A 10312-nucleotide genomic window follows, 5' to 3' on the forward strand; every position below is an offset into this window, starting at 1 on the left:
TGTACTATTTATTGTATCCATACCAGAACACCTTTACGGACAGACAGGCACTGCCTATGAAGAGTATGAGTACCATCTATCAAAGAAAAAGCTGGATAATGAAACGCTGATTAAATACTATTACTTGATTAAGCCTACTCGCTGTTTGGTGGAAGAAAAACAGCGATATTTGAAAATCCAGCAGGAAGATGAAACCGTCTATGTAGCTTACTTTACCATTAACAGCATTGTCGGAGAACTGGACTTCCCGTCCTCTGAAATCTTCTACTACCAGCAACAGCAATTTACATTCCCGATTGATACGTCAATGAATGTGGAAATTGTAGCGAATCGTAAAGCCCTATCTACTGTCCGCAATAAAAAGAAAGAACTGAAAGACTTGGATAACCACGCTTGGCAAAGTGATAATGAAACCAGCTCCAATGTGGCGGAAGCTCTGGAAAGTGTGAATGAGCTGGAAACCAATTTAGACCAAAGCAAGGAATCTATGTACAAGCTGTCTTATGTGGTAAGGGTATCAGCAAATGATCTTGACGAACTCAAACGTCGTTGTAATGAAGTGAAAGATTTTTATGACGATTTAAGCGTAAAACTGGTACGACCATATGGGGATATGCTCGGCTTACATGAAGAATTTTTACCTGCCAGCAAGCGTTATATGAATGATTATATTCAATACGTGACCTCTGATTTCCTCGCTGGTTTAGGTTTTGGTGCTACTCAAATGCTGGGGGAAAATGAGGGGATTTATGTTGGCTACAGCTTAGATACTGGACGCAATGTCTATCTGAAACCTGCTCTTGCCAGTCAAGGGGTTAAGGGTTCAGTAACCAATGCGTTAGCGTCGGCTTTTGTTGGTTCGCTGGGTGGTGGTAAATCCTTTGCGAATAACCTTATCGTCTATTATGCGGTGCTTTATGGGGCACAAGCAGTGATTGTAGACCCAAAAGCAGAACGTGGCAGATGGAAAGAAACCTTGCCAGAGATTTCCCATGAAATCAATATCGTCACTCTGACTTCTGATGAGAAAAACAAAGGCTTACTTGACCCTTATGTAATTATGAAAAATACCAAAGATTCTGAATCACTGGCTATTGATATTTTGACATTCCTTACGGGGATTTCCTCTCGTGATGGGGAACGCTTCCCAATCCTTAGAAAAGCCATTCGTGCAGTAACCAATAGTGAAGTGCGAGGGTTGATGAAAGTGATTGAAGAATTACGGGTTGAGAATACGCCACTAAGTACCAGCATAGCCGACCATATCGAAAGTTTTACAGACTATGACTTTGCCCATCTGCTTTTTAGTGATGGTTATGTAGAGCAGTCTATCAGCCTTGAAAAACAACTGAACATTATACAGGTTGCCGACTTGGTACTTCCTGACAAGGAAACTTCCTTTGAGGAATATACCACTATGGAGCTTTTATCCGTTGCTATGCTGATTGTCATTAGTACCTTTGCTTTAGACTTTATCCATACAGACCGAAGTATTTTCAAGATTGTAGACTTAGACGAAGCATGGAGCTTCTTACAGGTGGCACAAGGGAAAACACTATCTATGAAGCTGGTTCGTGCTGGTCGTGCTATGAACGCTGGGGTATATTTCGTGACCCAAAATACAGATGACCTCTTAGATGAAAAACTGAAAAATAACCTCGGCTTAAAATTTGCCTTTCGTTCCACTGACCTTAACGAGATTAAAAAAACCCTTGCCTTTTTTGGTGTAGACCCAGAGGACGAAAACAATCAGAAGCGATTGCGTGATTTGGAAAACGGGCAATGCCTTATCAGTGATTTATATGGTCGTGTCGGTGTGATACAGTTCCACCCTGTATTTGAAGAACTGCTCCATGCCTTTGATACCAGACCACCTGTGCGAAAAGAGGTGTAAATGTGAAACCATCAATATTAAACAGAATAAAATCAAACTGGACGCTGAAACGTCTAGGTAAAGTGGCAATGACAGTGGCTTTCACACTTGTGATTGCCATTTTTCTTTTAGCCATGCTGGGAACGGTGGTTCAAGCTGCGGGCTTGGTAGATGATACGGTCAATGTGGCAAATGAATACAGCCGATACCCACTTGAAAACTATCAACTGGATTTTTATGTGGATAATAGCTGGGGCTGGCTACCGTGGAACTGGTCGGACGGAATTGGAAAACAAGTCATGTATGGACTATATGCCATTACCAATTTTATTTGGACAATCAGTCTTTATGTTTCCAATGCGACGGGTTACTTAGTACAGGAAGCCTATTCCTTAGACTTCATTTCCGCTACAGCAGATTCCATTGGCAAGAATATGCAGACCCTTGCAGGGGTTACGCCTAGTGGACTATCAACAGAGGGTTTCTATGTTGGATTCCTTTTACTCTTGATTTTGGTTCTTGGGGTTTATGTTGCCTATACAGGACTGATAAAGAGAGAAACCACAAAGGCAATTCATGCCCTCATGAATTTTGTGCTGGTTTTTATCCTATCGGCTTCCTTTATTGCCTATGCTCCCGATTATATTAAGAAAATCAATGACTTTTCATCAGACATCAGCAACGCTAGTTTGTCACTGGGTACAAAAATTGTCATGCCCCATTCAGATAGTCAAGGCAAGGACAGCGTGGACTTAATCAGAGATAGCCTGTTTTCCATACAGGTTCAGCAACCGTGGCTACTGCTTCAATACAACAGTTCAGACATTGAAAGTATCGGTATTGACCGTGTGGAAAGCCTGCTCTCCACCAGCCCAGATTCCAACAATGGCGAAGACAGAGAAAAAATTGTTGCGGAAGAAATTGAAGACAGAAGCAATACCAATCTAACCATTACAAAGACCATTAACCGTTTAGGTACAGTCTTCTTCCTATTTGTCTTCAATATTGGGATTTCCATATTTGTATTCCTATTAACAGGAATCATGATTTTCTCGCAGGTACTTTTTATCATCTATGCTATGTTTCTGCCTGTGAGCTTTATTTTAAGCATGATTCCATCATTTGATGGTATGTCAAAACGAGCCATAACAAAGCTCTTTAATACCATTTTGACACGAGCTGGAATCACATTGATTATTACGACAGCATTTAGTATTTCAACCATGCTCTATACCTTATCGGCTGGTTATCCGTTCTTTTTGATTGCTTTTCTACAGATTGTGACCTTTGCAGGAATCTACTTCAAGCTGGGCGATTTAATGAGTATGTTTTCTCTACAGAGTAACGATTCTCAAAGTGTGGGAAGTCGTGTGATGAGAAAACCTCGTATGCTTATGCACGCTCACATGCACCGTCTACAGCGGAAACTTGGACGTTCCATGACTACTCTAGGGGCTGGGTCTGCCATTGTTACAGGTAAAAAAGGACAGTCGGGTTCGGGGAGTTCTGCAAGGACACAAGCAGATCACTCCCGACCAGACGGAAAGGAAAAATCAACACTTGGAAAACGTATCGGTCAAACCATCGGTACAGTAGCTGATACCAAAGACAGAATGGTAGACACTGCTAGTGGTTTGAAAGAACAGGTTAAAGATTTGCCGACCAATGCAAGATATGCAGTATATCAAGGAAAATCCAAAGTAAAAGAGAATGTCCGTGATTTAACCAGTAGTATTTCTCAAACCAAAGCGGACAGAGCCAGTGGACGCAAGGAACAGCAGGAACAAAGGCGAAAAACCATTGCGAAGCGTCGCTCTGAAATGGAACAGGTCAAACAGAAAAAACAGCCTGCTTCTTCTGTTCATGAAAGACCGACTACAAGACAAGAACAATATCATGATGAACAGACCTCAAAACAGTCTAATATTCAGACTTCATATAAGGAATCTCAACAAGCCAAACAAGAGCGTCCAGCAGTTAAGTCCGATTTTTCAAGTCCAAAAGTGGAACGCCAAGGCAATACCGTTCAAGAAAAAACCGTTCAAAAGCCAGCAACTTCAACCACTACAGCAGATAGAACTTCACAACGTCCAATCACAAAAGAACGTCCGTCTACTGTTCAAAGAGTACCACTACAAAATACAAGAAGTAGACCACCAATCAAAACCGCCACCATTAAGAAAGTCGGTAAGAAACCATGAAGTTGAAAACTTTAGTGATTGGTGGTTCTGGATTATTCTTGATGGTCTTCTCACTGCTTCTGTTTGTTGCCATTTTATTTTCAGATGAACAGGACAGCGGAATTTCCAATATTCATTATGGAGGTGTGAATGTTTCCGCAGAAGTGCTGGCTCATAAGCCTATGGTAGAAAAATATGCCAAAGAATATGGCGTTGAAGAATATGTCAACATACTTCTTGCGATTATACAGGTGGAATCGGGCGGTACTGCGGAAGATGTTATGCAGTCCTCGGAATCCCTCGGTCTTCCACCTAATTCATTGAGTACAGAAGAATCCATTAAGCAAGGTGTGAAGTATTTCAGTGAATTATTAGCCAGTAGCGAAAGGCTCAGTGTAGATTTAGAATCGGTTATCCAGTCCTACAATTATGGTGGTGGTTTCTTAGGGTATGTGGCTAATCGTGGAAATAAATATACCTTTGAACTGGCTCAAAGTTTCTCAAAAGAGTATTCAGGTGGCGAAAAAGTGTCTTACCCCAATCCCATAGCCATACCTATCAATGGGGGCTGGCGATACAACTATGGCAATATGTTTTATGTGCAACTGGTAACGCAGTATCTTGTCACAACAGAGTTTGATGATGATACGGTACAAGCCATCATGGACGAAGCACTGAAATATGAGGGCTGGCGATACGTTTACGGTGGAGCTTCCCCGACTACTTCTTTTGATTGTAGCGGACTGACACAATGGACGTATGGAAAAGCTGGAATTAACTTACCACGAACCGCACAACAGCAATATGATGTGACCCAGCATATCCCACTATCGGAAGCACAAGCTGGCGATTTGGTTTTCTTTCATTCTACCTATAACGCTGGCTCTTATATTACTCATGTTGGGATATACCTTGGCAATAACCGTATGTTTCATGCAGGCGACCCAATCGGTTATGCCGACTTAACAAGCCCCTACTGGCAACAGCATTTAGTGGGAGCAGGACGAATCAAACAATGAGAAAGGAAGATTTAATGATGAAATTTAGAAAAAATCAGAATAAAGAAAAACAGATACCAAAGGAAAAGAAACCTCGTGTCTACTATAAGGTCAATCCTCATAAAAAGGTTGTGATTGCCTTGTGGGTACTTTTAGGGCTTAGTTTCAGCTTTGCGATATTCAAGCACTTTACAGCTATAGATACTCATACTATTCACGAAACAACTATCATAGAAAAGGAATACGTTGATACTCATCATGTAGAAAATTTTGTAGAGAACTTTGCGAAAGTCTACTATTCATGGGAGCAATCCGATAAGTCCATTGATAATCGAATGGAAAGTCTAAAAGGCTATCTGACAGATGAACTTCAAGCTCTCAATGTTGATACAGTACGCAAAGATATTCCTGTATCGTCTTCTGTAAGAGGATTTCAGATATGGACGGTAGAGCCAACTGGCGACAATGAGTTTAATGTAACCTACAGTGTAGACCAGCTCATTACAGAGGGAGAAAATACAAAGACCGTCCACTCTGCTTATATAGTGAGTGTCTATGTAGATGGTTCTGGAAATATGGTACTGGTTAAGAATCCGACCATTACCAACATACCTAAGAAATCAAGTTATAAACCAAAAGCCATTGAAAGTGAGGGGACGGTTGATTCCATTACAACCAATGAAATCAATGAGTTTTTAACGACGTTCTTCAAGCTCTATCCTACAGCGACAGCCAGTGAACTTTCCTACTATGTGAATGACGGGATATTAAAACCAATCGGAAAAGAGTACATCTTTCAAGAACTGGTAAATCCTATTCACAATCGTAAGGATAATCAAGTCACGGTATCGCTGACAGTGGAGTATATCGACCAGCAGACCAAAGCAACGCAGGTATCTCAATTTGATTTGGTACTTGAAAAGAACGGGAGTAATTGGAAGATTATAGAATAACAAATATTGGTACATTATTACAGCTATTTTGTAATCACGTACTCTCTTTGATAAAAAATTGGAGATTCCTTTACAAATATGCTCTTACGTGCTATAATTTAAGTGACTATTTAAAAGGAGTTAATAAATATGCGGCAAGGTATTCTTAAATAAACTGTCAATTTGATAGCGGGAACAAATAATTAGATGTCCTTTTTTAGGAGGGCTTAGTTTTTTGTACCCAGTTTAAGAATACCTTTATCATGTGATTCTAAAGTATCCAGAGAATATCTGTATGCTTTGTATACCTATGGTTATGCATAAAAATCCCAGTGATAAAAGTATTTATCACTGGGATTTTTATGCCCTTTTGGGTTTTTGAATGGAGGAAAATCACATGAAAATTATTAATATTGGAGTTTTAGCTCATGTTGATGCAGGAAAAACTACCTTAACAGAAAGCTTATTATATAACAGTGGAGCGATTACAGAATTAGGAAGCGTGGACAAAGGTACAACGAGGACGGATAATACGCTTTTAGAACGTCAGAGAGGAATTACAATTCAGACAGGAATAACCTCTTTTCAGTGGGAAAATACGAAGGTGAACATCATAGACACGCCAGGACATATGGATTTCTTAGCAGAAGTATATCGTTCATTATCAGTTTTAGATGGGGCAATTCTACTGATTTCTGCAAAAGATGGCGTACAAGCACAAACTCGTATATTATTTCATGCACTTAGGAAAATGGGGATTCCCACAATCTTTTTTATCAATAAGATTGACCAAAATGGAATTGATTTATCAACGGTTTATCAGGATATTAAAGAGAAACTTTCTGCCGAAATTGTAATCAAACAGAAGGTAGAACTGTATCCTAATATGTGTGTGACGAACTTTACCGAATCTGAACAATGGGATACGGTAATAGAGGGAAACGATGACCTTTTAGAGAAATATATGTCCGGTAAATCATTAGAAGCATTGGAACTCGAACAAGAGGAAAGCATAAGATTTCATAATTGTTCCCTGTTCCCTGTTTATCACGGAAGTGCAAAAAACAATATAGGGATTGATAACCTTATAGAAGTGATTACGAATAAATTTTATTCATCAACACATCGAGGTCCGTCTGAACTTTGCGGAAATGTTTTCAAAATTGAATATACAAAAAAAAGACAACGTCTTGCATATATACGCCTTTATAGTGGAGTACTACATTTACGAGATTCGGTTAGAGTATCAGAAAAAGAAAAAATAAAAGTTACAGAAATGTATACTTCAATAAATGGTGAATTATGTAAGATTGATAGAGCTTATTCTGGAGAAATTGTTATTTTGCAAAATGAGTTTTTGAAGTTAAATAGTGTTCTTGGAGATACAAAACTATTGCCACAGAGAAAAAAGATTGAAAATCCGCACCCTCTACTACAAACAACTGTTGAACCGAGTAAACCTGAACAGAGAGAAATGTTGCTTGATGCCCTTTTGGAAATCTCAGATAGTGATCCGCTTCTACGATATTACGTGGATTCTACGACACATGAAATTATACTTTCTTTCTTAGGGAAAGTACAAATGGAAGTGATTAGTGCACTGTTGCAAGAAAAGTATCATGTGGAGATAGAACTAAAAGAGCCTACAGTCATTTATATGGAGAGACCGTTAAAAAATGCAGAATATACCATTCACATCGAAGTGCCGCCAAATCCTTTCTGGGCTTCCATTGGTTTATCTGTATCACCGCTTCCGTTGGGAAGTGGAATGCAGTATGAGAGCTCGGTTTCTCTTGGATACTTAAATCAATCATTTCAAAATGCAGTTATGGAAGGGATACGCTATGGTTGCGAACAAGGATTATATGGTTGGAATGTGACGGATTGTAAAATCTGTTTTAAGTATGGCTTATACTATAGCCCTGTTAGTACCCCAGCAGATTTTCGAATGCTTGCTCCTATTGTATTGGAACAAGTCTTAAAAAAAGCTGGAACAGAATTGTTAGAGCCATATCTTAGTTTTAAAATTTATGCGCCACAGGAATATCTTTCACGAGCATACAACGATGCTCCTAAATATTGTGCGAACATCGTAGACACTCAATTGAAAAATAATGAGGTCATTCTTAGTGGAGAAATCCCTGCTCGATGTATTCAAGAATATCGTAGTGATTTAACTTTCTTTACAAATGGACGTAGTGTTTGTTTAACAGAGTTAAAAGGGTACCATGTTACTACCGGTGAACCTGTTTGCCAGCCCCGTCGTCCAAATAGTAGGATAGATAAAGTACGATATATGTTCAATAAAATAACTTAGTGTATTTTATGTTGTTATATAAATATGGTTTCTTGTTAAATAAGATGAAATATTCTTTAATAAAGATTTGAATTAAAGTGTAAAGGAGGAGATAGTTATTATAAACTACAAGTGGATATTGTGTCCTGTATGTGGAAATAAAACACGATTAAAGATAAGGGAAGATACTGAATTAAAAAAATTCCCCCTCTATTGTCCGAAATGCAGACAAGAAAATTTAATTGAAATAAAGCAGTTCAAAGTAACTGTGATTACAGAGCCAGACGCAAAGACGCAGAGCCGATAAAATGAGATTAATACAATCTCATTTTATCGGCTCTTTCCGTTATGTATGGATTCTTTTAATTAGTCTTCGATGTTTCTTGCTTCGTTGATACCGCTGGCTAAAGATTCCATTAAGGATAGTTCTTTGTCTGTAAAGCTATCCATGTATTTCTCTATCTGTAATCGTCGGGTGCTTTTTACCAAGTTATTAGCAGGTAAGAAAAATTCATCAACGGAAACATGAAGTAACGATACAAGGTCATAAAGAACTTGTATGCTGGGGTGTTGCCCTTTATTTTCAATATTAGTTAAGTAACGTGGGTCAATTTCAATCAATGCTCCCACTTGTTCACGAGTTAAACCTCGTTTCAATCGAGCTTCTTTAATGGCTAAACCAAAGGCTCTAAAATCATATTTATCTTCTTTTTTACGCATAGTAGACCACCTCTATACATTTTATTGTTCCTACTGAATTAAAAACAGGTATAGAAAAACGTGTTATATAGTTTATAGGTTCATATTTAATAAAAAGCACTACTAAACGCCAATAAAAAAGACCGTTATATGGTAGTGCTATTTATGCTGTTAAAATATTGTATCTTACTTCCAAATGGCGGTTTGTTGGAGGTCAAAGTCGCCATGAAGTATATCACATACAATCAAGTTCCCCACATTGAGTATTTATCAAAAAAAGTCGTCTATCTGCAATAGATAAGTACGTCCACCAATGTGGTTTTATAAATCATATAGATAGAATAACAGAAGCATGTAAACAGAGAAATAAATCTGTTTATATGCTTTTTTGGCTATTCAGAACTTTTTTACAAAGTTTATTTATCAGTAATGCAACAAATCCCCCTTTCACATTGGGACTAAGAGTGAAAGGAGATAAACGAGCAAGGCTCACTTCCTTTCCTAGACAGAAAGGGGGTGAGAAACATGAAACCATCTTCTTTTCAGACCACAATAGAAAATCAGTTTGACTATATCTGTAAACGTGCTATGGAAGACGAGCGAAAGAATTATATGCTTTATCTTTCAAGGATTGCAAAGCGTGAGGTGTCCTTTTCGGATGTTGGCGATTATCTTGTTAGCCAGTTTGCGACAACAGATAACTATTCAACTGACTTTCAGATTTTTACACTCAATGGGTTATCAGTAGGCGTTGAAAATGATTTGTTGAGTGAAGCATTACGTGAGTTGCCAGACAAGAAACGTGAAATTCTACTGCTGTTTTACTTTATGGACATGAGCGATTCAGAAATTGCAGACCTGTTGAAATTGAACCGTTCTACTGTCTATCGGCATAGAACCAGTGGACTAGCCTTAATTAAAAAGTTTATGGAGGAATTTGAAGAATGAAAACACAATATCCTATGATTCCCTTTCCTCTCATTGTAAAGGCAACAGATGGCGATACCGAAGCGATTAACCAGATTCTACATCATTACAGAGGGTACATAACGAAGCGTTCCCTACGACTTATGAAAGATGAATATGGCAATCAAAGTATGGTCGTTGATGAAGTCTTACGTGGAAGAATGGAAACCAGACTGATTACAAAGATTCTGTCATTTGAAATTAAGTAATATCCTCTCTCCTTTCGTGGAAGCGTGCCATACTATTCCACGCTTCCCGAACAGGGAGGTTTGTTATTCCATCAAAGCATATTGAGCTTTCAATGTGTTTTGATAGGCTAACGAGCCATTGTTCTTTGAAAACTGTGGTATGGATACAATAAATAGTAC

Annotated in this window: 10 protein-coding genes; 9 read left to right on the forward strand and 1 reads right to left on the reverse strand. The window is 38.6% G+C overall.

All coding sequences use genetic code 11. The annotated features are described in order from the left end of the window. The 7 genes from tcpF to ACCQ42_RS07375 all read left to right on the forward strand — a co-directional run. Positions 1-1894: conjugal transfer ATPase TcpF (tcpF, locus tag ACCQ42_RS07345; protein ID WP_410035798.1), on the forward strand; the 1894-nt coding region annotated here is incomplete at its 5' end. 2 nt (positions 1895-1896) lie between these two features. Further along, the gene (locus ACCQ42_RS07350) at positions 1897-4074 is read left to right on the forward strand and encodes a CD3337/EF1877 family mobilome membrane protein (protein WP_049542889.1); all 2178 of its coding nucleotides are present in this window, start codon (positions 1897-1899) and stop codon (positions 4072-4074) included. 2 nt (positions 4075-4076) lie between these two features. Next, positions 4077-5072 (forward strand): bifunctional lytic transglycosylase/C40 family peptidase, encoded by a 996-nt coding sequence (locus ACCQ42_RS07355; protein WP_001842741.1) that lies wholly within the window; start codon positions 4077-4079, stop codon positions 5070-5072. 14 nt (positions 5073-5086) lie between these two features. Next, the gene (locus tag ACCQ42_RS07360) at positions 5087-6004 is read left to right on the forward strand and encodes a conjugal transfer protein (protein WP_000975335.1); all 918 of its coding nucleotides are present in this window, start codon (positions 5087-5089) and stop codon (positions 6002-6004) included. A gap of 274 nt (positions 6005-6278) precedes the next feature. Further along, the gene (locus ACCQ42_RS07365; RefSeq protein ID WP_011058339.1) at positions 6279-6365 is read left to right on the forward strand and encodes a tetracycline resistance determinant leader peptide; all 87 of its coding nucleotides are present in this window, start codon (positions 6279-6281) and stop codon (positions 6363-6365) included. Between the two features lie 15 nt (positions 6366-6380). Further along, entirely contained in the window at positions 6381-8300 is a 1920-nt protein-coding gene (gene tet(M) / locus ACCQ42_RS07370; RefSeq protein WP_000691727.1) for a tetracycline resistance ribosomal protection protein Tet(M), read from the forward strand. A 118-nt stretch (positions 8301-8418) separates the two neighbouring features. After that, the gene (locus ACCQ42_RS07375; RefSeq protein WP_000336323.1) at positions 8419-8586 is read left to right on the forward strand and encodes a cysteine-rich KTR domain-containing protein; all 168 of its coding nucleotides are present in this window, start codon (positions 8419-8421) and stop codon (positions 8584-8586) included. Between the two features lie 59 nt (positions 8587-8645). Here the strand turns inward: ACCQ42_RS07375 and ACCQ42_RS07380 are convergent, their stop codons facing one another. Further along, positions 8646-8999: a helix-turn-helix transcriptional regulator gene (locus ACCQ42_RS07380; RefSeq protein ID WP_001227347.1), complete on the reverse strand. Its 354-nt coding sequence runs from the start codon at positions 8997-8999 to the stop codon at positions 8646-8648. Between the two features lie 504 nt (positions 9000-9503). Between ACCQ42_RS07380 and ACCQ42_RS07385 the strand changes: the two genes are divergently transcribed. Both ACCQ42_RS07385 and ACCQ42_RS07390 read left to right on the forward strand, forming a co-directional pair. Continuing rightward, complete coding sequence (locus tag ACCQ42_RS07385; protein WP_000804885.1) at positions 9504-9926, forward strand: sigma-70 family RNA polymerase sigma factor; 423 nt, start codon at positions 9504-9506, stop codon at positions 9924-9926. Next, positions 9923-10153 (forward strand): helix-turn-helix domain-containing protein, encoded by a 231-nt coding sequence (locus ACCQ42_RS07390; protein WP_000857133.1) that lies wholly within the window; start codon positions 9923-9925, stop codon positions 10151-10153. The genes ACCQ42_RS07385 and ACCQ42_RS07390 overlap by 4 nt, the downstream gene beginning before the upstream one ends. Positions 10154-10312: the final 159 nt, after the last annotated feature.

It is taken from the genome of Anaerococcus kampingae, from assembly GCF_046365475.1.
Classification (GTDB): Bacteria; Bacillota; Clostridia; order Tissierellales; family Peptoniphilaceae; genus Anaerococcus; species Anaerococcus kampingae.